This is a genomic window from Bacillus sp. MM09(2025) (assembly GCF_050496725.1).
GTDB lineage: Bacteria > Bacillota > Bacilli > Bacillales > Bacillaceae > Bacillus > Bacillus pumilus.
Genome location: NZ_JBNWEN010000001.1, coordinates 289,702 through 314,276 on the forward strand (window position 1 = coordinate 289,702; position 24,575 = coordinate 314,276).

The following is a 24,575-nucleotide window of genomic DNA, read 5'->3' on the forward strand; positions in this document are numbered from 1 at the left end:
GTTTTCTTGTTTGCAGAAATGACAGCGTTTAGAACGAAAGGAAAAATCTTATGGCTTTAAAGTAGACAGCCGGGGCAACAATATGATTATCACGACAGGGCAGGAGTTGAAATAGCGACATGAATGGCGATCTAGAGACGATTTACACGGAACTCCTTCAAATGAAAGAAGAGCTTCAAGCTAAACTGTTTGAATACGCATCATTTCGTTCATCCGCTGAGCATGTCTCAATGAACGAGGTCCAAACGGCCACGCTTCTTTATCACATCAAAGAAGAACTTCAAGATGTGTCTCTCGCTATTGCAAAAATGGAGCAAGGAACTTATGGTATATGTGAGGCAACAGGTGATATCATTCCGCTTGAACAAATGAGTATTCTTCCTACCGCCCGCACGGCTGACGACTTTTTATATCATAAGCAATACGAGAAAAAAGCATTCACTCCTTATCCTCATGAATCAGATGATTCTCATTTTGAAGCCTTCCATATGTAGGGAGGTTTTTGTCTGTCAACTAAAGTTTCTTTACTCCTCCCTGTTTTCTTGATAAAATGCTTAAAGATCAAAGTATGAAAGTGGAGGAACGTGTGTGTTCTATTACATAATCGCATTCGTGATGATTTGTTTAGATCAATTAACAAAATGGCTCATTGTCAAAAATATGATGCTCGGAGATTCTTATCCAGTGATTGATGGTTTCTTTTATATCACGTCACACCGAAATTCAGGCGCGGCATGGGGAATTCTTCAAGGACAAATGTGGTTTTTCTATGTGATCACACTCGTTGTTATTGCGGGAATTGTTTATTATTTGCAAAAGCATGGACAAAAGGACAAGCTGCTTGGAGTTGCGCTGGCCTTAATGCTTGGCGGAGCGATTGGAAACTTTATCGACCGCATTTTCCGTCAGGAAGTGGTAGATTTTGCTCATTTCGTCTTTGGGAATTATCACTACCCAATTTTTAATATTGCAGATTCTTCTCTATGTGTAGGGGTTATTCTGCTCTTCATTCAAATGCTGTTAGATGGAAAGAAAACGAAGGAGTCAACTACATGAATCAAGTAAATATTGCCGTTTCAGAAGAACAAACAAGTGAACGGCTTGATAAATTTCTAAGCACGACAGAACCAGAATGGTCAAGAACCCAGGTCCAGCAGTGGGTAAAAGATGGGCTGATCGAAGTAAATGGGAAGCAAGTGAAAGCCAATTACAAAGTACAAGCTGGTGATCAGATTAAAGTCGAGATTCCAGAACCAGAAGCACTAGATGTAGAAGCAGAAGCAATGGATCTTGATATTTATTATGAAGATGCAGATGTGCTAGTTGTGAATAAACCACGAGGAATGGTCGTTCATCCAGCGCCAGGTCATGTGTCAGGAACACTAGTAAATGGTCTAATGGCCCATTGCACAGATTTATCAGGGATTAATGGAGTGATGCGTCCTGGTATTGTCCACCGAATTGATAAAGATACATCTGGGCTGTTAATGGTCGCAAAAAACGATATGGCGCATGAATCACTCGTCAATCAGCTTGTGGCTAAGACGGTCACAAGGAAATATACAGCCGTTGTTCATGGCATTATCCAGCATGATACAGGTACAATTGATGCCCCAATTGGCAGAGACAAAAAAGACCGCCAAAGCATGACAGTAACAAAAGAAAGTTCAAAACAAGCCGTCACTCACTTTGATGTGATTGAACGCTTTGAGGATTTCACGGTGGTGGAGTGCCGACTTGAAACAGGAAGGACACACCAGATTCGTGTTCATATGAAATATATCGGTTATCCGCTTGCAGGAGATCCGAAATATGGTCCGAGAAAAACAGTCGATTTCAATGGTCAGCTGCTGCATGCAGGTGTTTTAGGATTTGATCATCCAAGAACTGGCGAATATATCGAGTTCACAGCACCAGTTCCTGCCGATATGCAAGCTTTTATCGATTCATTAAGAAATAACGATTGACAGGCCGTTCTTTTTTTGAAATAATGAACGAAGAAATGAAGATTCTTTAAAACAGTCCAGAGAGGCTGAGAAGGATAACGGATCAATTTGTGCACGTGTATGCACAAATGAACGCCCCTCTCTGCCCTTTGCAGAAGGGGCTTTTTATTTGTCAAAAAGAGGTGTAAAAGATGGAACAAAAAGCAGTCATTCTTGATGAACAAGCGATTAGACGAGCGCTGACCCGAATTGCACATGAAATGATTGAGCGCAACAAAGGGATGAAAGATGTCATCCTTGCGGGGATCAAGACAAGAGGCATTCATCTTGCAAAGCGCCTTGCAGAGCGCATCGAGCAAATTGAAGGAAATCCAGTCATAGTGGGTGAACTTGATATTACGCTATACCGTGATGACCTGACAAAAAAGACAGACAACCAAGACCCGCTTGTAAAGGGTGCAGACATTCCAGCTGACATTAATGACAAAACACTAATCGTCGTTGATGATGTCCTGTTTACAGGCAGAACTGTTAGAGCAGCCATGGATGCCCTAGTGGATGTAGGAAGACCATCTTCCATTCAGCTTGCTGTTCTCGTCGACCGGGGACACCGAGAGCTGCCGATTCGAGCGGATTATATCGGGAAGAACATTCCGACATCAAAAGCAGAGACAGTGATGGTTCAACTGAATGAAGTAGATCAAAACGACCTTGTCGCTATATATGAAAAATAACCTTTTTAAATGCATTCCAGAGAGTTTGCAAAGAGGGCAATAACAGAGACACTGAGCACGGTTAACATGACGTGTACGGTTTTTCTAAGCCTCTTTGCGCATACTCGCAAAGAGGCTTTTTTAATGAAGAAGGACACATCTAGGAGGAAAAATCATGAGTCAGCAAAAAGCCAATTTAGGCATTCGAGATATCCCAAAACCATTCACATGGCTGTCACTTAGCCTTCAGCATTTGTTTGCCATGTTTGGTGCGACTATTCTAGTACCAAAAATCATCGATATGAGTCCAGCCGTCGCGCTCATCTCAAGTGGTGTTGGAACCATTGTTTACTTAATCATCACAAGAGGCCAAATTCCGGCGTATCTTGGATCGTCCTTTGCCTTTATCGCCCCCATACTGAATGTCAAAGCAACAGGCGGCCCTGGAGCCGCAATGGTTGGTGCCTTCATGGCGGGTGTCGCTTATGCACTCATTGCACTATTTATTAAATGGCTCGGCACAGGTTGGCTGATGAAGCTTCTGCCGCCAGTCGTCGTAGGACCGGTCATTATGGTCATCGGGCTCGGACTCGCTGGAACAGCTGTTAACATGGCGATGTATGTTGATCCGAATGCAACCGAGCTTGTATACAGCCTTAAGCACTTAACGGTCGCGGGTTTCACACTGGCTGTCACGATTATCAGCATGATTTTCCTAAGAGGTTTCCTAAGCTTAATTCCAGTATTAATCGGCATTATAAGCGGCTATCTCTTTGCCTTAACACAAGGTATTGTGAACTTTCAGCCGGTCATTGATGCAAAATGGTTTGCTGTACCAGACTTCGTCGTACCATTTGTCAATTACACACCTGTTGTGACATTAAGCATTCTCACGGTGATGGTGCCGGTTGCCTTTGTGACAATGTCTGAGCATATCGGCCACCAAGTGGTGTTAAGTAAAGTTGTAGGGCAAGATTTCATTAAAAAACCTGGTCTTCACCGCTCCATTTTAGGAGACAGTGCGGCGACAATCTTCGCTTCACTCATTGGCGGACCACCAACAACAACGTATGGAGAGAACATCGGCGTCCTCGCCATCACAAGAGTGTTCAGTATCTTCGTCATCGGCGGAGCAGCAGTATTTGCAATCTGCTTCGGCTTTGTCGGAAAAATCTCAGCATTAATCAGTACAGTACCGTCTGCGGTCATGGGAGGCGTTTCGTTCCTGCTCTTTGGGATCATTGCCTCAAGCGGTCTGAGAATCCTGATTGATCATAAAGTGAATTTTGAAGAAAAGCGTAATCTCATTATCGCATCAGTCATCTTAGTCATCGGAATTGGCGGGGCATTCATTGAGGTGAAACAAATCAACCTCACACTATCTGGAATGGCACTTGCTGCCATCACGGGTGTCCTGTTGAATCTGATCCTGCCGCAGCAAAAAGCGGAGGATGACGAGTCAAATGAATCGAATACAGAAAACCTTTTAAAAGAAGTCCAGTGAGGCTGACAAGGGTTCTAAAATGAGCAGAATGCACGAATGTGCCGCTGCTTCTTTTGGAGAACCCTAAGCTGCCGAGGCTTAGGGTTTTTTTGAACCTGAAAGTGATGAAAAACTAGAGGGGGAAGAAAAAATGAATAATCTATCGACAATGAGCAGCTTATCTAAAGAAGAGATTTTACAGCTGATTGAAGAAGCAACGGCTCTCAAAAAGGGGAAGCAAGAGCTTGGCTTAGCGGGAGAATTTGTAGCAAATCTCTTCTTTGAACCAAGCACAAGAACACGATTTAGCTTCGAAGTCGCTGAAAAGAAACTGGGGATGAATGTACTGAACTTAGATGCGGCAAGCACCTCCGTCCAAAAAGGCGAAACACTATACGATACGGTAAAAACGCTCGAATCCATTGGCGTGAAAGCATGTGTGATCAGAGACAGCACTGATGAATACTACAACGAGCTAATCGGGAAGGTTGGGATTCCCATCATCAATGCTGGAGATGGCTGCGGGCAGCACCCGACCCAATCACTGCTTGATTTAATGACCATCTATGAAGAGTTTGGCTGCTTTGAGGGCTTAACGATTTCGATTCATGGAGACATCAAGCACAGCAGAGTGGCAAGGTCGAATGCTGAAGTACTCTCAAGGCTCGGAGCGACAGTCCTTTTCTCAGGGCCTGCTTCCTTCCAAGATGAGCAAAATCCTCACGGAACGTATGTCCAAGTAGACGAAGCCATTAGACAATCTGATGTGGTGATGCTGCTTAGAATCCAGCATGAACGGCACGCTGAAAAAACGGGCAATGAAGATTACTTATCGACTTATGGATTAACGGTAAACAGGGCAAACAACATGAAAGAACGAGCCATTATCATGCATCCAGCGCCAGTAAATAGAGGTGTGGAGATAGATGATTCTTTAGTGGAATCAAAGCAGTCACGAATTTTCAAGCAAATGGAAAATGGCGTTTATGTCCGAATGGCGGTATTAAAAAGAGCTTTTCAAAATAGCAGACTACATCAAAAAGGGAGAGATTCTGTCTATGTCGTATCTCATTAAAAACGGTTTTATCTTAACAAGCACAGGTGAAAAAGTGCAGCAGGATATTAGGGTAGAAGGAGAAGTGATTCAAGCGATTGGTCACTTAGAAAGAGAAGACGGAGAAGAGGTCATTGATGCTAAAGGGCTATTTGTTTCACCAGGCTTAATTGATCTGCATGTACATTTAAGAGAGCCAGGCGGAGAGAAAAAGGAAACGATTGAAACAGGTTCTAAAGCAGCAGCAAGAGGCGGCTATACAACGATCGCAGCGATGCCGAATACACGTCCAGTTCCAGATACAAAAGAGCAAATGGAATGGCTCATGAATCGGATCGAAGAGACTTCTTCTGTCAGAGTACTGCCATATGCCTCCATCACAACTAGACAAATTGGGGAAGAGATGACAGACTTTGCAGCACTAAAAGAAGCAGGCGCCTTCGCTTTCACAGATGACGGAGTAGGCATCCAAACAGCAGGCATGATGTACGAAGCGATGAAAAAGGCGGCAAGCCTTGATCAAGCAATTGTGGCACACTGTGAAGATAACTCGCTTATTTACGGCGGATGCGTTCATGAAGGAGAATTTTCAAAAGCAAATGAATTAAACGGAATACCGTCCATTTGTGAATCGGTGCATATTGCAAGAGATGTTCTTTTAGCAGAAGCAGCGAACTGTCATTATCATGTATGTCATATCAGTACAAAAGAATCTGTGCGAGTCGTTCGCGATGCAAAAAAAGCAGGCATCCGTGTGACGGCAGAGGTGTCACCGCATCACCTGCTCTTATGTGATGCGGACATCCCAGGGCTTGATACGAACTATAAAATGAACCCGCCGCTCAGAGGAAAAGAGGATCGCGAGGCACTAATCGAGGGACTGTTAGATGGAACGATTGATTTCATCGCAACAGACCATGCACCGCATACAGAAGAAGAAAAGAACGAAACGATGCAGCGCGCACCTTTTGGAATAGTCGGGCTTGAAACAGCGTTCCCGCTTCTGTATACACGATTTGTCAAATCGGGCGAATGGACATTAAAAGAACTCGTTGATTATATGACGATCAAGCCAGCAGAAGCTTTCTCCCTTCCTTATGGAAAGCTGGAAGAAGGACAAACAGCTGATATGACACTCATTGATTTAAACAAAGAAATGGCAATCGAAAAAAAGAGCTTCTTATCTAAAGGACAAAATACACCGTTTGACAAATTGACTGTATCAGGATGGCCGGTCATGACGCTTGCATCTGGGAAAGTCGTGTATGAAGAGGGGAGACTAGTAAAATGAAGAGACGCTTAGTGCTAGAAAACGGAACAGTATTCGAAGGAACAGGCTTTGGCAGCTTAGAATCATCAGTCGGAGAAGTTGTCTTTAATACAGGGATGACAGGCTATCAAGAAATTTTGTCTGACCCATCATACTGCGGACAAATTGTCACACTCACTTATCCGCTTATCGGCAACTACGGCATTAACCGTGATGATTTTGAATCGATCACACCGTTTGTAAAAGGGCTGATTGTGAAGGAGCTTTGTGAAAAGCCCTCAAACTGGCGCTCTTCATACTCGCTCGATGAGTATTTGAAAATGAAAAACATTCCAGGGCTTAGCGGAATCGATACACGGAAGCTGACGAGAATGATTCGAAGTGCAGGAACGTTAAGAGGGGCATTTGCAGGACCGGATGAAGAAGTAGAAGACGTGGTACGCCGCCTTCAAACAATGCAGCTGCCAACTGATCAAGTAAGTCAAGTATCTGTGAAAAATGCGTACCCAAGCCCAGGAAGAGGAAAAAGAATTGTCCTTGTCGATTTCGGTATGAAGCACGGCATTTTGCGTGAGCTCAATAAAAGGGACTGTGATGTCATCGTGGTGCCGTACAATATCACGGCAGATGAAGTACTGCAGTTAAAGCCTGATGGAATCATGCTTTCAAACGGTCCTGGGGATCCTGTTGATGTACCAGAAGCAGTCGAGATGATTCAGCAATTGATTGGAAAGGTTCCGCTCTTTGGCATTTGCCTTGGACATCAATTATTCGCGCTTGCATGCGGCGCAAGTACTGAAAAAATGAAATTCGGTCACAGAGGATCGAATCACCCAGTGAAAGAACTAGCAACTGGCAAGGTGACACTGACATCTCAAAACCACGGCTACACAGTTAGTGCCATTAACGAGGATGTGCTCGAAGTCACACATATCGCCCTAAACGACAATACAATTGAAGGATTAAAACATAAAGAAGCACCAGCATTCACTGTCCAGTACCACCCAGAAGCATCACCAGGTCCAGAAGATGCCAACTACTTATTCGACCAGTTCATGGACATGATTCATACAACTGAGAAAGAAGGGGAAGAAGTATGCCAAAACGCGTAGACATCAAAAAGATTTTAGTCATCGGATCAGGTCCAATCATCATCGGTCAGGCAGCGGAGTTTGACTATGCAGGCACACAGGCTTGCTTAGCACTAAAAGAAGAAGGCTATGAAGTCGTACTTGTGAATTCCAATCCAGCGACCATCATGACAGATACAGAAATGGCCGATAAGGTATACATCGAACCACTGACACCAGAATTCTTAACACGAATCATTCGAAAAGAACGTCCTGATGCGATTTTGCCAACACTTGGCGGACAAACTGGATTGAACCTTGCTGTTGAATTATCAGACCTTGGCGTATTAGCTGAATGCGGCGTTGAAGTACTCGGTACAAAGCTGTCAGCTATTCAAAAAGCAGAAGACAGAGATCTATTCCGTAATTTGATGAATGAACTAAATGAGCCTGTACCAGAAAGTGAAATCATCCATAACCTCGAAGAAGCGATGGCGTTTACGAACCAAATCGGTTTCCCTGTCATTGTGAGACCAGCTTATACATTAGGCGGAACAGGCGGCGGAATTTGTACAAACGAGCAAGAGCTGAAGGAAATCGTCGAAAATGGTTTGAAGCTAAGCCCAGTCACACAATGCTTACTTGAAAAAAGTATTGCAGGTTTTAAAGAAATTGAATATGAAGTCATGCGTGATAGCGGTGATCATGCGATCGTTGTTTGTAACATGGAAAACTTTGATCCAGTCGGTATCCACACAGGTGACAGTATCGTTGTGGCGCCAAGCCAAACGTTAAGTGACCGTGAATATCAGCTGCTTCGCAATGTGTCGCTCAAGCTGATCCGGGCACTTGGTATTGAAGGGGGATGTAACGTACAGCTGGCAATTGATCCAGACAGCTTTCAATACTATATCATCGAAGTAAACCCGCGCGTGAGTCGTTCTTCTGCACTTGCGTCGAAAGCAACTGGTTATCCAATTGCCAAACTTGCAGCGAAAATTGCTGTCGGCTTAACGCTCGATGAAATGATGAACCCTGTCACAGGTAAAACCTATGCCGCCTTCGAACCGGCACTTGACTATATTGTGTCTAAAATTCCGCGCTGGCCGTTTGATAAATTCGAATCTGCCAACAGACGTCTTGGCACGCAAATGAAAGCAACGGGTGAAGTAATGGCGATCGGCCGTACATTAGAAGAGTCTCTTCTAAAGGCTGTCCGTTCACTTGAAGCTGATGTGCATCACATTGAATTAAAAGATGAAGCAGATATCACAAACGAAGTGCTTGAAAAGCGGATTATCAAGGCGGGAGACGAACGATTATTCTATATCGCCGAGGCGCTTAGAAGAGGCTATACGGTTGAACAGATACATGAATTCTCAAAAATTGATTACTTCTTCCTTCATAAGCTGGAAGGCATCATCGCTTTTGAAAAGACATTAAAAGAAAACAAAGGCAATAGAGCCGTATTAAAAGAAGCGAAAGAAAAAGGCTTCTCAGACATCTATATTAGCCGCGAGTGGAATATGAAAGAAGCGGATGTCTACACGCTAAGACAAGAAGCAGGCATCGTACCTGTTTACAAAATGGTAGATACTTGTGCAGCTGAATTTGAATCAGAGACGCCATATTTCTACAGCACATATGAAGATGAAAATGAATCAGAACGTACAGACAAGAAAAGCGTCATCGTATTAGGCTCAGGTCCTATCAGAATCGGTCAAGGAGTAGAATTTGATTATGCGACCGTTCATTCTGTGTGGGCAATTAAACAAGCAGGGTATGAAGCAATTATTATTAACAACAACCCTGAAACGGTCTCAACAGACTTTAGTATTTCAGACAAACTCTACTTTGAACCACTCACTGTAGAAGATGTGATGCACATCATCGACCTTGAAAAACCAGAAGGTGTTGTCGTTCAGTTTGGCGGACAAACAGCAATTAACTTAGCCGACGAATTATCAAATAGAGGGGTTAAGATTCTTGGAACTTCCCTTGAAGATCTTGACCGCGCGGAAAACCGAGACAAGTTTGAACAAACATTAGAAGCACTTGGCGTGCCGCAGCCTAAAGGGAAAACAGCTACATCTGTGCCAGAAGCTGTAGCGATTGCCAATCAGATCGGCTATCCAGTTCTTGTCCGCCCTTCCTATGTATTAGGCGGTCGCGCAATGGAAATCGTTTATCAAGAAGTCGAGCTTCTTCATTACATGGAGAATGCAGTGAAAGTCAATCCGCAGCACCCAGTGCTCATTGACAAGTATTTGACAGGAAAAGAAATCGAAGTAGATGCCGTGTCTGATGGCGAAACTGTCGTAATCCCAGGCATTATGGAACACATTGAAAGAGCTGGGGTTCACTCTGGTGACTCGATTGCGGTTTACCCGCCGCAAACATTGTCTGAAGAGATCAAAGCGAAGATCGCAGAATACACGATCAAGCTTGCAAAAGGACTCAACATTATTGGGTTGCTCAACATTCAATTTGTTCTCTCAAAAGGTGAAGTGTTCGTACTGGAAGTGAACCCGCGTTCAAGCCGGACAGTTCCTTTCTTAAGTAAAATCACAGGCATCCCGATGGCAAACCTGGCGACAAAGGTCATTTTAGGAGAAAAACTGAAAAACTATGGCTACGAAGAAGGACTTCACACAGAGCAAGAAGGGGTTTACGTCAAAGTGCCAGTCTTCTCTTTTGCAAAACTAAGAAGAGTCGATATTACACTCGGACCTGAAATGAAATCAACAGGTGAAGTCATGGGGAAAGATGTCACAATCGAAAAAGCTCTTTACAAAGGATTAATTGCATCAGGCATTCAAATTCCTAAAGATGGGACAGTTCTTCTGACAGTTGCTGATAAGGATAAAGAAGAAGGACTAGAGATTGCGAGAAGATTCCATTCAATCGGCTACCATATATTAGCGACAGAAGGAACAGCGAATTACTTAAAACAAGCCTCCATCCCATCAAGTGTTGTCGGCAAAATAGGAGAAGAAGGCAAAAACCTTCTCGATGTCATTCGAAACGGGGAAGCCCAATTTGTCATCAACACTCTGACAAAAGGAAAACAGCCGGCAAGAGACGGCTTTAGAATCAGACGTGAAGCTGTTGAAAATGGCGTAGCTTGCTTAACGTCGCTAGATACAGCAGAAGCGATTTTAAGAGTACTAGAAAGCATGACATTTAGAGCGGACGAAATGCCAGAAGTGAAAACGAATGCTGAGGTGACAGTAACGATATGAAAAAAGCATACTTGACGGTCGTCTCAAATCGAGAGATCGCTGATCATATTTACGAAATGACATTAAAAGGTGACCTTGTGGACTCCTTTCAAACGGCTGGACAATTTCTTCATATCAAGGTCAGCGAGTCCATGACACCGCTGCTGAGAAGACCGATCAGTATTGCCAATATTCATGCCGAGAAACAAGAAGCAACCATCATCTATCGCGCAGAGGGAGAGGGCACAAAGCTCCTTTCCCAAAAGCGGGATGGGGAATCCATTGATGTATTAGGGCCGCTTGGCAACGGATATGATCCTTCAGTTGTTCAGCCAGGTCAGACAGCGTTACTAGTTGGCGGCGGGATTGGAGTACCGCCTTTATATGAGCTGTCCAAGCGTTTAACGAAAAAAGGCGTCATCGTCAAGCATGTCCTTGGCTTTCAATCGAAAAAGGATATATTTTACGAGGAGAAATTCCAAGCACTCGGAGATACATTTATTGCAACAGTTGATGGGACATATGGCGCAAAGGGCTTTGTGACAAGTGTTATTGAAGAGAATGATTTGAGTTTTGATGTCATGCTTTCTTGCGGGCCAACTCCTATGTTAAAGGCACTAAAAGACTCTTACCCCGATAAGCCTGTCTACATTTCAATGGAAGAACGAATGGGCTGCGGAATTGGTGCTTGCTTTGCATGTGTTTGTCATACAGACCAGCACGAAAAAGCTTACGTCAAAGTCTGTCTGGACGGACCTGTATTTAAAGCAGAGGAGGTGGCATTGTCATGCTAAACGTTGAGTTACCCGGCTTATCTTTAAAGAATCCAATTATTCCGGCGTCAGGCTGCTTCGGATTCGGAAGAGAATTTGCTTCATTATACGACTTATCCGTGCTTGGCGGTATCATGATCAAAGCCACAACCTTAGAACCGAGATTTGGCAACCCGACACCAAGGGTAGCGGAGACAGGTGCTGGGATGCTCAATGCTATCGGTCTTCAAAATCCTGGCCTAAAAGGCGTGCTTGAAAATGAATTGCCTTGGCTTGAGCAGTTTGATACACCTATTATTGCAAATGTCGCTGGCTCACAGGTCGATGATTATGTTGAAGTAGCGAAGCAGATCAGCCAAGCAAAAAATGTCCATGCCCTTGAACTGAATATCTCGTGTCCAAATGTCAAAACAGGCGGAATTGCCTTTGGTACAGATCCTCAAATGGCAGCAGCATTGACAAAAGCGGTGAAGGACGTGTCCTCCGTCCCTGTCTATGTCAAACTGTCTCCTAACGTAGCCAATATTGTGGAGATTGCTCAAGCGATTGAATCTGCTGGAGCGGATGGACTCACGATGATTAACACGTTAATCGGTATGCGTTTAGATTTAAAAACGGGGAAACCGATTCTTGCCAATAAAACAGGCGGATTATCAGGCCCAGCGGTCAAACCTGTCGCTGTGCGCATGGTACATGAGGTCAGTCAAGCAGTGTCTATCCCGATTATCGGAATGGGCGGGGTGCAAAATGCTGAAGACGTACTTGAATTTTTACTAGCAGGAGCGAGTGCAGTAGCTGTGGGCACAGCCAATTTTGTAAACCCATTTATTTGCCCAGAAATCATTGAAGAACTGCCAAAAGTATTATCAGCCTATGGGTATTCATCTGTAGAGGAATGTATCGGAAGGAGCTGGAAACATGAAGCACTTGCCCATCATCGCGCTTGATTTTCCATCAGGGCAGGAGGCGCTCGCCTTTTTAGAACCCTTTGAAGGGACACCGTTATTTGTGAAGGTCGGCATGGAGCTGTTTTACCAAGAAGGACCTGTCATCCTTGAGGCGCTTAAGGAAAAAAATTGCCGCATTTTCCTCGATCTTAAATTACATGACATTCCAACAACGGTGAAAAAAGCAATGAACCGGCTTGCCGCACTTGGCGTTGATCTAGTCAATGTACATGCTGCTGGCGGGAAACAGATGATGCAAGCTGCGTTAGAAGGGCTTGAAAGCGGAACGCCTGCTGGACAAAAACGTCCGGGCATTATTGCTGTGACTCAGCTGACGAGCACATCTGAAGACATGATGAGAAGCGAATTACTCATAGACCGTCCGCTGCAAGAGACTGTTATTCGGTACGGTCAATTGGCATATGAAAGTGGACTAGACGGTGTTGTTTGCTCTGTTCATGAATCCAAAGCCCTTCATGAGCACATCTCACCTGACTTCCTCACTGTTACGCCAGGGATTCGTTTACTAAATGATCAAACCGATGATCAAAAGCGTGTGGCAACCCCTGCTTATGCAAAAGAGCAAGGTGTTTCACAAATTGTTGTCGGAAGGTCAATTACAAAAGCTGAAAAACCATTGGAAGCCTATCATCAAATTTTGAAAGAGTGGGAGTGACTGCCAGATGAAAACAAAAATCGCTAAACACCTATTACAAATCAAAGCGGTCTCATTGAAACCAGACGAACCGTTTACATGGGCAAGCGGTATCAAATCACCGATCTATTGTGACAATCGTCTCACCTTGTCCTATCCAGAAGTCAGACACGACATTGCTGAAGGTCTTAAAGAGTTGATTCTCACTCATTTTGAGGAAGCAGAGGTGATTGCTGGTACTGCAACAGCAGGCATCCCGCATGCGGCATTAGCGGCAGACCGTCTGAACGTCCCGATGTGTTATGTCAGAAGTAAGCCAAAAGCACATGGAAAAGGAAATCAAATTGAAGGTGCCGTATCAAAAGGTCAAAAGGTGGTTGTCGTAGAAGATCTGATTTCAACAGGAGGCAGTGTGCTTGAAGTGGTCGCTGCTCTTCATGAAGCGGGCTGTGACGTACTAGGCGTTGCTGCGATTTTCACATACGGTCTGCCAAAAGCTGCGGCAGCCTTCCAAGAGAAAAACATTCCATATGTCACCCTAACAGACTATGACACCCTGACAGACGTGGCACTTGAGCTGAAAGCGATTGAGCCTTCTGCTATGAATAAATTGAAACGCTGGAGACAAGATCCTTCCTCTGAATCTTGGATGGAAGAAACCGTCTAAAAAGCTGCGCCTCCCCGCACAGCTTTTTTATTTGGTGAAAATAGTAAAATAGACTCAAATTTAAATAAAAACTAATCCTATCAATAAAGTCGGGTTGACTTTTGTTTGAATTGTGTTAATATTTAAGACAAATTAAAACACTTATCCAGAGAGGTGGAGGGACTGGCCCGATGAAGCCCGGCAACCTGCGATTTGCAAGGTGCTACATCCTGCAAAATGATTCTATTTTGAAAGATAAGGAAATCGTGAGCTTCCTCATCTTTCTTTCGGACTGAAAGGGAGTTTTTTTATTTTAACGGTGAGGAGGAAGTGAGAGCAAAAGCAGGATGAAGACTTAATTGAAGCCTATGCAGAAACTGATTGGGGATATGATTCAGTTTAGTTACACTGATTGTTCAGGACGGTCAAGTGATTCAAGTGGAAGAAGACAGAAAAAATTCAGTTGACGTAGTGCGGAGAGTAGTGATACTCCGGAAGGGGAGAAACAATGTTAACTTATGAGAATTGGCAAGAGCCGTCCATTACATTTCAAGAAGACGATTTGTATAAAGGGGCCTTATCTGTGCTGAAATGGGCATACGGTCATTATGGTGATCAGCTCGTTTATGCATGCAGTTTTGGTATTGAAGGCATCGTCCTCATTGATTTGATTGCGAAAGTAAAAAAGGATGCAAGAATTGTCTTTTTAGATACAGGTCTGCATTTTAAGGAAACGTATGACACAATTGATGCGGTAAAGGAAAGATACCCAGGTTTAGATATTGTGCTGAAAACCCCTGAGCTGACGGTTGAGGAGCAAAACGAGCAGCATGGTGATCAACTATGGAAAACGGACCCTCAAAGCTGCTGCCATATGCGTAAGGTCATTCCTTTGCAAGAAGCATTATCAGGCTATCCGGCATGGCTTTCTGGCTTAAGAAGAGAGCAGTCACCTAAGCGAGCAGGGACGAACTTTTTAAATAAGGATGAAAAATTCAAATCAGTGAAAGTATGTCCGCTTATCCACTGGACGTGGAAGGACATATGGAGATATGCATCTAGAGAGGAACTTACTTATAATCCGCTGCATGATCAAGGATATCCAAGTATCGGCTGTGCGCCGTGTACACAGCCAGCATTTACTGCCGAGGATCTGCGGTCTGGCAGATGGTCAGGCACAGCTAAGACTGAGTGCGGATTACATGAGTAAGGGAGCCTAATGTATGGAAATTGCCGCAATTTTATTTAGTTTATTTTTCGCGCTAAACATTGGCGCGAGTGGTGCAGCTGCTTCAATGGGCATCGCATACGGATCAGGTGCGATTCGAAAGCCGATCTATGCACTCAGTGTATGTGCAGTTGGGATTTTAGCAGGTTCAGTCATTGGCGGCGGTGAGGTCGTCAAAACCATCAGCTCTGGCATTATGCCTGAATCCGTCATTACACTTGAAATTGTATGTATTATTATTGGTTCTGCTGCATTATCACTTTTTATAGCGAATCTACTGGCTATCCCTTTATCAACGAGTGAGGTGACAGTAGGTGCTGTCGTTGGAGTGGCTGTCGCGTATAAAGTATTGTATGTGAAATCCATTTTAGTCATTGTGTCCTTTTGGGTCATCATTCCTATTGTTGCTTTTCTTTTTACATTCATTGTAGTCAAAATCATCAGAATGTTCCCGAAACGAACCTTTTCAAAAAAAGGCACTTTGATTTTATCGATTATTTTGATCATCAGTGGATTTCTAGAAGCATTTTCTGCTGGGATGAACAATGTCGCAAATGCTGTAGGCCCCCTTGTTGCTTCAGGCATTTTATCCGTTGGGCAAGGAACGCTTTACGGCGGACTTTTCGTTGCACTGGGTGCTCTTTTATTAGGAAGAAGGGTGCTGGAAACAAACGGAAAGAAAATCACACGCTATCAAACGGGCGAAGGGATATTGCTTTCCGGTACCGGTGCTGGACTTGTCATCGTCAGCTCTATTTTTGGGCTGCCAGTTCCACTTACCCAAATCACCTCCTCGTCTATCATTGGACTTGGCATGGCAAAAGGTGGACCTAATATTTTTCATAAACATGTGGTGAAAAAAATGCTGAAAGTGTGGGTAGTATCACCCTTTTTATCACTTAGTCTATCGTATTTGCTAGTGAGCCTTTTCTTAAAAGGTGACTATTACTCTATTTTTATCATGATGAGTGTACTGCTTGCCTCACTTGGTGCGCTAAGTTTGATGAAGGCAGTCAAAAATGAAAGCAGCTCGATTCATGAACAGGGCGGCGGGATTTAATGTTAAATCCAACTATTAACATCTACTAAATATGAACATTGAGAGGAAGATACAAATGAGTTTAACACCACATGGTGGCGTATTAATTAATCGAGTAAATGAAGAATATGATCTCAGCACGGTTGCAAAGGAAATTGAACTAGATGCTATCTCTTTTGCAGACCTTGAACTCATAGCAATTGGTGGGTATAGTCCAATTGAAGGGTTTTTAACAAAAGCTGATTATGAATCTGTTGTGAGCAGTATGCGGCTAGCAAGTGGTGTCGTTTGGTCTCTTCCTATTACATTGCCAGTGACAAAGGAAAAGGCAGGGGAAATCCATCAAGGCGATATTGTGCGTCTATCGTATAATGGAACTGTATATGGCGTGATTGAAGTAGAGGATCAATACACACCAGATAAGGAAAAAGAAGCGGTGAATGTGTATAAAACTGATGACCGCAATCATCCAGGTGTGAAAAAATTATTTGAACGCGGTGACACATACATTGGTGGTAAAATCACACTGACGAAACGCAGCGAAAAACCATTCCCTCAATTTACGTATGAGCCGGAAGAAACAAGACGTCATTTTAAAGAGAACGGCTGGAAAACGATTGTTGGTTTCCAAACGAGAAACCCTGTTCACCGTGCCCATGAATATATTCAAAAGACAGCACTTGAAACCGTCGATGGATTATTTTTAAATCCACTTGTCGGTGAAACAAAATCAGACGATATTCCGGCAGACGTGAGAATGAAAAGCTATCAAGTGTTATTGAACGGTTATTACCCTAGGGATCGCGTCTTTTTAGGTGTTTTTCCTGCGGCAATGCGTTATGCTGGACCAAAGGAAGCAATCTTTCACGCGCTTGTCCGTAAAAATTACGGCTGTACTCACTTTATTGTCGGAAGAGATCATGCAGGTGTTGGTGATTATTACGGCACATATGAGGCGCAGGAGTTATTTGAACAATTTACAAGCGAAGAAATTGGTATTACCCCGTTAAAATTTGAACATAGCTTCTACTGTAATACATGTGAAGCAATGGCAACGCCAAAAACATGTCCTCACGATAAAAGCGAGCATGTCATTCTTTCAGGTACAAAGGTTCGAACGATGCTCAGAAACGGAGAATTACCGCCAAGCACGTTCAGCCGAAAAGAGGTCATTGAAACATTAATCGAAGGATTAAAAACGACGGTATCTTAATGGGAGGGTATGACATGAGCAACGAACATATCGTGTGGCATGATTCATCTATTACAAAAAAAGAATATCAACAGAAAAACAATCATAAAAGCGGCATTATTTGGCTCACAGGTCTAAGTGGATCAGGTAAATCAACAATCGCAAATGCAGCGGCTAGAGAGCTGTTTGAACAAGGTTATCAAGTCACTGTTCTTGATGGCGATAATGTGCGGCATGGTCTGAATAAAGATTTAGGGTTTTCAGATGATGACAGAAAAGAGAACATCCGCCGCATTGGAGAAGTGGCGAAATTATTTGTTGAGCAAGGAACGATTGTCATCACGGCTTTTATTTCACCATTTCAAGAAGACCGCCGCATTGTCAGACAGTTAGTTGAAGCGGGAGAGTTTCACGAAGTGTTTGTGAAATGTGATCTGAATGTATGCGAAGAGCGTGACCCAAAGGGGTTATATAAAAAAGCTAGAAATGGAGAAATTCCATTTTTTACCGGAATTGATTCACCATATGAAGAGCCGGCAGCACCTGAGCTTGTTCTAGATACAGGTGAATTATCGCGTGAAGAGTCCAAACAGCGTCTTGTTGATTATGTAAAAGGAAAAGCGAAATAATCGCCTGATGGCAGGGGGAGAAAAGCACGATGGGGAAAGTATACATTGTGGGGGCTGGACCTGGAGATCCAGACTTAATCACATTAAAAGCCCATAAGGCAATACAGCAGGCAGATGTCATTTTATATGATCGTCTTGTCAATCAAGAAATTCTCGCCCACGCCAAACCCGAGGCGGAATTAATTTATTGCGGCAAGCTCCCGAATCATCATACGATGAGACAGGAAGCCATCAATGAAGCTCTTGTCACCCATGCAAAGGAAGGGAATGTGGTCGTCCGGCTGAAAGGCGGCGACCCCTTTGTATTTGGACGCGGCGGTGAAGAAATCGAATGCTTAGCTGAGCACGGAATTCCATATGAAGTTGTCCCGGGAATTACCTCTGGTATTGCAGCAGCTGCTTATGCAGGCATTCCCGTGACGCACCGTGAATTCAGCTCGAATGTTGCGTTTGTCACAGGTCATTATCAAAAGGATGAGCATTTTGAAGAAAAGTGGGAGGCACTAGCTACGGGGATTGATACCCTTGTGATTTACATGGGCGTCAAAAACGTAGAAAGAGTGCAGCAGCTTCTGATAAAAAATGGACGCGATCCTGAAACGCCAGCAGCGTTTATACACTGGGGAACCACGACAAGGCAAAAGACGACTTGCTGCACTGTGGCGACACTGTCTGAAACCGTCGAAAAAGAAGGTATCGAGCATCCAAGTTTAATAGTTGTTGGAGATGTCGTTCATTTTCACCAAAAGCTGAACTGGTTTGAACCGGCTCTCATTGAGAATTGAGAATGTTAGAGAAAAGACACGTGCATTGATCGTGTCTTTTCGTCTGAACAAAACAAGTAAGAAGGAGGAGTCACATGAAACAAGCTGTACTTTATGTTGGGCATGGAAGCAGGGTAAAAGAAGCACAAGATAAAGCCATTTCTTTTCTGAAAAGCTGTATGCCGTTAGTAGAAGCCGAAATACAAGAAATTTGTTTTTTAGAACTGACAGCCCCTTCTATAGAGGAAGGTTTTGAAGCCTGTGTGAAAAAAGGAGCTACACACATTGCGATCGTCCCGCTCCTCCTTTTAACTGCAATGCATGCTAAGTCGGATATTCCAGTTGAGATTGAGAAAGTACAAAAACGATACCCGCAAGTGAAGGTCACCTACGGGAAACCAATTGGGGTCAATCAAGAAGTGACAAAAGCAGTTGCTGCAAGAATTGAAGAAGCAGGATATCAAGGCGGGAAAGCACGGATTCTTTTAATTGGCCGTGGAAGCTCTGATCCAGATGTGAAGCGAGATGTGTTTGGCATTGCGGACGATGTCCGGCGGCTGCTTCCTCTCGCAGAGGTCTTACCATGTTTTATTACGGCATGTGAGCCAAATTACCGAGATGTTCTTGCGAAATTAACAGCAAATGATGATACACCTGTTTATCTCGTTCCCTACTTGTTGTTTACGGGTATTTTAATGAAAGAGATTGAAAATGAAGCCGCTCAGGCGAGAGAGAGGCTGAAAGATGTCCGGGTATGCCGGTATATTGGCTTCCATCCGCATGTAAAAGCAGCTTATATTGAACGCGTTAAAGAAACCATTTTAAACAAAGATGATGCGTTTCATTTCCAAGGAGTAAGCCATGCTTCCAGTCCATCTTGATTTAACCAATCAACAAGTGCTCATCGCCGGCGGTGGAAAAATAGCTGCAAGAAGGGCAGAGGCGCTATGCATAGAGCCTTGCCATATCACCATCGTGAGTCCTGACATTTCTAAAGAGATGGCACGTCTCATTGATACATACAACCTGCATTGGAAAGAAAAGAAAGTGGAGGCTGAAGATGTAGAGGATGCATTTTTCATTGTCGCTGCTACAAACGATCCAGCGGTAAATGAATGGATTGCCCAAACAGCACGACCTCATCAGCTTGTGAATTGTGTGAGCCAATCAGAGCTTGGCAATGTGATCGTGCCAAAGGTGGTCAAAGCAGGAAAAGTGACGATTTCAGTCTCTACAAGCGGTGCGAGCCCAGCCCGGACAAAACAACTGGCTGCGGAAATTGAGACATTGCTTGAACAAGAGGATGTAGATGCACTTGATGCTCTCTATATCGAAAGAAAAAAACAACAAAGAAAAAGCCGATAAAATCTCTTTAAAAGATTTTATCGGCTTTTATTATTTTCGCAGCTTTAGAACGACATCTTCGTCAGGCGTGACAAATAATGTTTGCTGTTGATCATACGTCACAAATCCGGGCTTGGCTCCATTTGGTTTTTTCACATGCCGGATTTTCGTGTAATCGACAGGAACGGAGCTCGACTCTTTTGCTTTCGAGAAGTAGGCAGCGATTTGAGCCGCTTCAAGCAGCGTCTGTTCATCAGGCGTTTGATGACGGATGACGACATGTGATCCAGGAATATCTTTCGTGTGCAACCAAATATCGTCACGGGCGGCTGCCTTTGTGGTTAAATACTCGTTTTGTTTGTTGTTTTTTCCGACTAAAATCGGAATACCTTGAGACGATTCATACGTTTCAAGCAGAATGGCCGCCGTTTTTTTCTTTTTGGCGTTGCGCTTTTGTTTGGCGCGTAAATATTTCCCCTCAACAAGCTCTTCTCTCATTTCCTCTAAATCCTTCGGTGAGGCAGAGGACAGCTGCTGAATCAACTCATCAAAATAAGCAATCTCTTCATGTGTCCGTTCAATTTGTTCATTGACCGCTTCTATTGCATTTTTTGCCTTTTGATATTTTGTGAAATATGCTTGCGCATTTTCAGAAGGGGTTTTGTTTGTTTTCAGCGGTATCGTAACCTCTCCGCCATCTTCATCGTAATAATTGATGACAGTTGCTTCTTTATCCCCTTTTTTGATGGCATATAAATTGGCTGTTAGCAATTCGCCATAGAGCTGGTATTTATGAGCATTTTGAGATTCTTCAAGGGTTCTGTTCAGTTTTTTGAGTTTGTTTTCATTTTTCTTTTTTTCATTTACGACAAACCGTTCAAGGTCAGACGCTTGTTGTTTCACTCTGTCTCTTTCAGCTTTGCCGAAATAAAAGCGGTCAAGCAGCTGGCTGAGAGAGTCGAATGTTTTCATTTCGCCATCGACATGCTGCAGGTCTAATAAATAGAAATACTCTTTTCCGTCTTTTCTTGTGAGTTGCGGGGTAAAGGAGTGCATGCGAATAAGCTGGAACATGTCGAGCAGTGTATTTGGAATTGTTTCCTGATTGGCTAGACCAGTCCTGTGTACAGCTTCCTTTGCAAACAGCGGAGAAACCCCAGAGAATGTATCGACAATTTGCTTTGCGATCATTCCTTCTTGAAAGCGTAAATGCTTTAAAATATCGTCCTTCGTTACTGCAAACGGATTTAATTTTTGCTGCGCAGGTGGCAAAAGATATTCGTGACCAGGAAGCACTGTTCGATAGCTATTTACAGATGGAGAAAGATGCTTCAGGCCATCGATGATCTGCTGCGTGTCATCTTCGACAAGAATCAAATTACTATGCCTTCCCATAATTTCAATGTAGAGCTTTCGAGTCTGTTCGTCGCCAATTTCATTGCGGCTTCGTACATGAAGTACGATCACCCGGTCAAATCCAATTTGTTCAAAACGCTCAATAAATCCGCCCTCAAGATGCTTTCTAAGGAGCATACAAAACATTGGTGGTTCGCTTGGATTGTCATATTGCTGCTCTGTGAGCTGCACTCTAGCGTAGCTCGGGTGAGCAGATAAAAGAAGCTTATGATTCTTTCCGTTTGCCCGGATATGAAAAATCAACTCGTGTTTATATGGCTGATGAATTTTTGAAATTCTACCGCCAGTTAATGTCTCTTGCAATTCATTTGTCATACCATATGTAAAAATGCCGTCAAATGACATGTTGGATACACCCTCTTCTTTCACACAAATCTACTGAAAGAACCTTCCATTTCTCGTTCTTTAGGCAGTCTTATTATTATAGCATGATTTAGGACGAGTCTGAATAAACTGGCTTATAGAACACTGCATATGAGAGAGAACAAAAGAGGAGTGGACGAGGTCAAATGAATTGGCATGAACTGAACCAAACCGATTTATTAAAAACAATGAATACATCGATAGGTGACGGACTGTCAGAAAAAGATGTACAAAAACGGCTTGAAAAACACGGGCCAAACGAATTGCAGGAAGGGAAAAAGGCATCGGCTCTGATTATTTTTTTAGCGCAATTTAAAGACTTTATGGTATTAATCTTGCTTGCAGCAACGATCATTTCTGCTTTTCTGGGCGAATACATTGATGCAGTAGCCATTGTAGCGATTGTTCTCATTAATGGAGTGCTCGGCTTTTATCAAGAACGACGGGCGGAAAAATCCCTTCAAGCGTTAAAAGAATTATCAACCCCGCACGTGTATGCAAGGAGAAATAATGAATGGATCAAGATCCCGTCTAAACATCTCGTGCCAGGGGATATTGTGAAATTTTCAAGCGGAGACCGGATTGGGGCAGATATTAGATTACTAGAAACAAAGAGCCTGGAAATTGAGGAGTCTGCTCTCACTGGCGAATCCATCCCAGCAGTCAAACACGCAAGTCCTCTTTCTAGCAATCATGTCTCGCTTGGAGATTTGACGAACATGGCCTTTATGGGGACGCTTGTCACTAGAGGAAGCGGCGTGGGCGTTGTCATTGGGACAGGAATGAATACAGCGATGGGACAAATTGCCGGCATGCTGGATGCAGCAGGGAATATGGAAACACCGCTGCAAAGACGTCTCGAACAGCTGGGGAAAATCCTCATTGTGGCTGCTTTATTTTTAACGGTGCTCGTTGTGGTTCTTGGTGTTGTGCAAGGACATGATTTGTATCATATGTTCCTCGCGGGAGTATCACTTGCGGTTGCTGCCATTCCTGAAGGCCTGCCGGCGATTGTCACCGTCGCACTTTCCTTAGGAGTGCAGCGGATGATCAAACAAAAATCGATTGTCAGAAAGCTCCCGGCGGTGGAGACACTTGGCTGCGCGTCGATCATTTGTTCAGATAAAACAGGAACGATGACGCAAAATAAAATGACTGTGACCCATGTATGGGCAGAGGGCAAAACGTGGAATATTTCTGGTACGGGCTATGAGCCATCTGGTGATTTCACCTTGAACGGAGAACTTGTCCATGTAGACAAACATCCAAGCTTGCAAAAGGTGTTATTATACGGGGCGCTTTGTAATACATCGACCATCGTTGAAAAAGATGGCGAAATGAGGCTTGATGGTGATCCGACAGAGGGGGCACTTCTCACCGCAGCACGTAAAGCGGGTTTTACAGAGCAATTCATCGAAGCAGGATTTCACGTAGTAGAAGAGTTTCCTTTTGATTCAGAAAGAAAGATGATGTCAGTCGTCGTCGAAACGAATCAAAAAGAGCGGTACGTCATTGCAAAAGGTGCGCCGGATGTCCTGATGAACCGTTCAAGCCATATCATGCACGGCGGCCGCACAGCTTCATTTTCAACCACTCACAGGCAAGAAACAGAGGCTGCGATTCAAGGTTTAGCAAGGCAGGCGCTGAGAACGATTGCCATTGCGTATAAAAAAGTTGGGCTGACTGAAACAATCAACACTGTCCAGCAGGCTGAAACTGATTTAACATTTATTGGGTTGGAGGGCATGATCGATCCGCCTCGTCCTGAAGTGAGGCGAGCGATTAAAGAGTGCAGGGATGCGGGCATAAAAACAGTCATGATTACAGGGGATCACGTGGAAACAGCCAAAGCGATTGCGAAAGACTTGAGTCTTTTACCAAAGCAAGGAAAGGTGCTCGACGGAAAAGCGCTAGATCACATGAGTGACAAAGAGCTTGAGCAAACGGCTGAAAATGTATACGTTTTTGCACGGGTATCACCGGAACATAAGCTGAGAATTGTGAAGGCCTATCAAAAAAATGGACATATTGTAGCGATGACAGGTGACGGTGTTAATGATGCGCCTGCAATTAAACAAGCAGATATCGGTATCTCTATGGGTATCACTGGAACAGATGTAGCTAAGGAAGCTTCCTCTCTTATTTTACTTGATGACAATTTTGCAACCATTAAATCGGCCATTAAAGAAGGCCGGAATATTTATGAAAACATTCGTAAGTTTGTCCGTTATTTGCTGGCATCAAATGTCGGGGAAATTTTGGTTATGCTGTTTGCGATGCTTCTAGCGCTTCCGCTTCCACTCGTTCCTATTCAAATTTTATGGGTCAACCTTGTCACAGATGGTCTCCCGGCGATGGCGCTTGGCATGGATAAGCCAGAAGGCGATGTCATGAAAAGAAAGCCGAGGAATATGAAAGAGGGGATTTTTGCTAGAGGACTTGGATGGAAGGTTGTATCTAGAGGGTTCCTGATTGGACTTGCGACCCTTTTAGCATTTATGTTTGTGTATCACCGTGATCCAAACAACCTGCCATATGCGCAGACTGTTGCATTTAGTACGCTTGTGTTGGCGCAGCTCATTCATGTATTTGACTGCCGCAGTGAACGATCCATCTTTGAGCGCAATCCATTCGGTAATCTCTACTTGATCGGCGCGGTTTTGTCATCACTTTTATTGATGTTTGTGGTCATTTATTATCCGCCGCTTCAGCCAATTTTCAAAACGGTGGCGATTGCACCAATTGATTGGCTGCTGATCATCGGTATGTCTGCACTGCCAACTTTTTTACTGGCAGGATCACTTTTGACAAGAAAAAAATAA

The 24,575-nt window shown here is 43.7% G+C and carries 22 protein-coding genes, 1 pseudogene and 1 riboswitch; of the genes and pseudogenes, 22 read left to right on the top strand and 1 reads right to left on the bottom strand.

The window, feature by feature from the left end; genetic code table 11:
• The first annotated feature begins 119 nt into the window (after nt 1-119).
• From ACQYAC_RS01535 to ACQYAC_RS01635, 21 genes and pseudogenes are all read left to right on the top strand, one after another.
• Nucleotides 120-494, top strand: coding sequence for a TraR/DksA family transcriptional regulator (locus ACQYAC_RS01535; protein WP_058014042.1), 375 nt, complete (start codon nt 120-122; stop codon nt 492-494).
• Between the two features lie 94 nt (nt 495-588).
• Nucleotides 589-1,056 (top strand): signal peptidase II, encoded by a 468-nt coding sequence (gene lspA / locus ACQYAC_RS01540; protein ID WP_058014041.1) that lies wholly within the window; start codon nt 589-591, stop codon nt 1,054-1,056.
• Nucleotides 1,053-1,967: an RluA family pseudouridine synthase gene (locus ACQYAC_RS01545; protein WP_144462091.1), complete on the top strand. Its 915-nt coding sequence runs from the start codon at nt 1,053-1,055 to the stop codon at nt 1,965-1,967. Before lspA ends, ACQYAC_RS01545 begins: the two co-directional genes overlap by 4 nt.
• A gap of 170 nt (nt 1,968-2,137) precedes the next feature.
• Nucleotides 2,138-2,680 (top strand): bifunctional pyr operon transcriptional regulator/uracil phosphoribosyltransferase PyrR, encoded by a 543-nt coding sequence (gene pyrR, locus ACQYAC_RS01550; RefSeq protein WP_012009892.1) that lies wholly within the window; start codon nt 2,138-2,140, stop codon nt 2,678-2,680.
• 154 nt (nt 2,681-2,834) lie between these two features.
• A complete protein-coding gene (locus ACQYAC_RS01555) occupies nt 2,835-4,163 on the top strand; it encodes a solute carrier family 23 protein (RefSeq protein ID WP_429942595.1) in 1,329 nt (442 codons plus the stop codon).
• Between the two features lie 130 nt (nt 4,164-4,293).
• Nucleotides 4,294-5,217 carry an aspartate carbamoyltransferase catalytic subunit gene (locus tag ACQYAC_RS01560; protein WP_144462087.1) on the top strand — a complete coding sequence of 308 codons (924 nt, stop codon included), beginning with the start codon at nt 4,294-4,296 and terminating at the stop codon, nt 5,215-5,217.
• Nucleotides 5,201-6,487 carry a dihydroorotase gene (locus ACQYAC_RS01565; RefSeq protein WP_429942596.1) on the top strand — a complete coding sequence of 429 codons (1,287 nt, stop codon included), beginning with the start codon at nt 5,201-5,203 and terminating at the stop codon, nt 6,485-6,487. Before ACQYAC_RS01560 ends, ACQYAC_RS01565 begins: the two co-directional genes overlap by 17 nt.
• Complete coding sequence (locus ACQYAC_RS01570; RefSeq protein WP_429942597.1) at nt 6,484-7,578, top strand: carbamoyl phosphate synthase small subunit; 1,095 nt, start codon at nt 6,484-6,486, stop codon at nt 7,576-7,578. The genes ACQYAC_RS01565 and ACQYAC_RS01570 overlap by 4 nt, the downstream gene beginning before the upstream one ends.
• Nucleotides 7,563-10,778, top strand: coding sequence for a carbamoyl-phosphate synthase (glutamine-hydrolyzing) large subunit (carB, locus tag ACQYAC_RS01575; RefSeq protein ID WP_429942598.1), 3,216 nt, complete (start codon nt 7,563-7,565; stop codon nt 10,776-10,778). The genes ACQYAC_RS01570 and carB overlap by 16 nt, the downstream gene beginning before the upstream one ends.
• Nucleotides 10,775-11,551 (top strand): dihydroorotate dehydrogenase electron transfer subunit, encoded by a 777-nt coding sequence (locus ACQYAC_RS01580; RefSeq protein WP_058014034.1) that lies wholly within the window; start codon nt 10,775-10,777, stop codon nt 11,549-11,551. The genes carB and ACQYAC_RS01580 overlap by 4 nt, the downstream gene beginning before the upstream one ends.
• Nucleotides 11,545-12,477 carry a dihydroorotate dehydrogenase gene (locus ACQYAC_RS01585; protein WP_058014033.1) on the top strand — a complete coding sequence of 311 codons (933 nt, stop codon included), beginning with the start codon at nt 11,545-11,547 and terminating at the stop codon, nt 12,475-12,477. The genes ACQYAC_RS01580 and ACQYAC_RS01585 overlap by 7 nt, the downstream gene beginning before the upstream one ends.
• Complete coding sequence (gene pyrF, locus ACQYAC_RS01590) at nt 12,449-13,153, top strand: orotidine-5'-phosphate decarboxylase (RefSeq protein ID WP_058014032.1); 705 nt, start codon at nt 12,449-12,451, stop codon at nt 13,151-13,153. The genes ACQYAC_RS01585 and pyrF overlap by 29 nt, the downstream gene beginning before the upstream one ends.
• Nucleotides 13,154-13,160: 7 nt before the next feature.
• Complete coding sequence (pyrE, locus tag ACQYAC_RS01595) at nt 13,161-13,799, top strand: orotate phosphoribosyltransferase (protein ID WP_429942599.1); 639 nt, start codon at nt 13,161-13,163, stop codon at nt 13,797-13,799.
• A 138-nt stretch (nt 13,800-13,937) separates the two neighbouring features.
• A riboswitch (SAM riboswitch) is annotated at nt 13,938-14,040 on the top strand.
• Between the two features lie 140 nt (nt 14,041-14,180).
• Nucleotides 14,181-14,300, top strand: a pseudogene (locus ACQYAC_RS01600) (DUF2292 domain-containing protein); the annotation flags it as partial.
• Nucleotides 14,287-14,988: a phosphoadenylyl-sulfate reductase gene (locus tag ACQYAC_RS01605; RefSeq protein WP_003211029.1), complete on the top strand. Its 702-nt coding sequence runs from the start codon at nt 14,287-14,289 to the stop codon at nt 14,986-14,988. The pseudogene ACQYAC_RS01600 and the gene ACQYAC_RS01605, both read left to right, overlap by 14 nt.
• Nucleotides 14,989-15,001: 13 nt before the next feature.
• The gene (locus tag ACQYAC_RS01610) at nt 15,002-16,066 is read left to right on the top strand and encodes an inorganic phosphate transporter (protein ID WP_429942600.1); all 1,065 of its coding nucleotides are present in this window, start codon (nt 15,002-15,004) and stop codon (nt 16,064-16,066) included.
• Nucleotides 16,067-16,121: 55 nt separating this feature from the next.
• On the top strand, nt 16,122-17,258 hold the full coding sequence (sat, locus tag ACQYAC_RS01615; RefSeq protein WP_429942601.1) for a sulfate adenylyltransferase: 1,137 nt from the start codon (nt 16,122-16,124) through the stop codon (nt 17,256-17,258).
• Nucleotides 17,259-17,272: 14 nt separating this feature from the next.
• Nucleotides 17,273-17,866: an adenylyl-sulfate kinase gene (gene cysC / locus ACQYAC_RS01620; RefSeq protein ID WP_003212173.1), complete on the top strand. Its 594-nt coding sequence runs from the start codon at nt 17,273-17,275 to the stop codon at nt 17,864-17,866.
• A gap of 29 nt (nt 17,867-17,895) precedes the next feature.
• Nucleotides 17,896-18,651 carry a uroporphyrinogen-III C-methyltransferase gene (gene cobA, locus ACQYAC_RS01625; protein ID WP_058014029.1) on the top strand — a complete coding sequence of 252 codons (756 nt, stop codon included), beginning with the start codon at nt 17,896-17,898 and terminating at the stop codon, nt 18,649-18,651.
• 74 nt (nt 18,652-18,725) lie between these two features.
• Nucleotides 18,726-19,511 carry a sirohydrochlorin chelatase gene (locus ACQYAC_RS01630; protein WP_429942602.1) on the top strand — a complete coding sequence of 262 codons (786 nt, stop codon included), beginning with the start codon at nt 18,726-18,728 and terminating at the stop codon, nt 19,509-19,511.
• Nucleotides 19,492-19,995, top strand: coding sequence for a precorrin-2 dehydrogenase/sirohydrochlorin ferrochelatase family protein (locus ACQYAC_RS01635; RefSeq protein ID WP_144462075.1), 504 nt, complete (start codon nt 19,492-19,494; stop codon nt 19,993-19,995). The genes ACQYAC_RS01630 and ACQYAC_RS01635 overlap by 20 nt, the downstream gene beginning before the upstream one ends.
• Nucleotides 19,996-20,025: 30 nt before the next feature.
• Here the strand turns inward: ACQYAC_RS01635 and ACQYAC_RS01640 are convergent, their stop codons facing one another.
• Nucleotides 20,026-21,735 (bottom strand): Rqc2 family fibronectin-binding protein, encoded by a 1,710-nt coding sequence (locus ACQYAC_RS01640; protein ID WP_429942603.1) that lies wholly within the window; start codon nt 21,733-21,735, stop codon nt 20,026-20,028.
• A 164-nt stretch (nt 21,736-21,899) separates the two neighbouring features.
• On the opposite strand from ACQYAC_RS01640, the gene ACQYAC_RS01645 reads away from it, so the two are divergent.
• Nucleotides 21,900-24,575 carry a calcium-translocating P-type ATPase, SERCA-type gene (locus ACQYAC_RS01645; protein ID WP_058014025.1) on the top strand — a complete coding sequence of 892 codons (2,676 nt, stop codon included), beginning with the start codon at nt 21,900-21,902 and terminating at the stop codon, nt 24,573-24,575.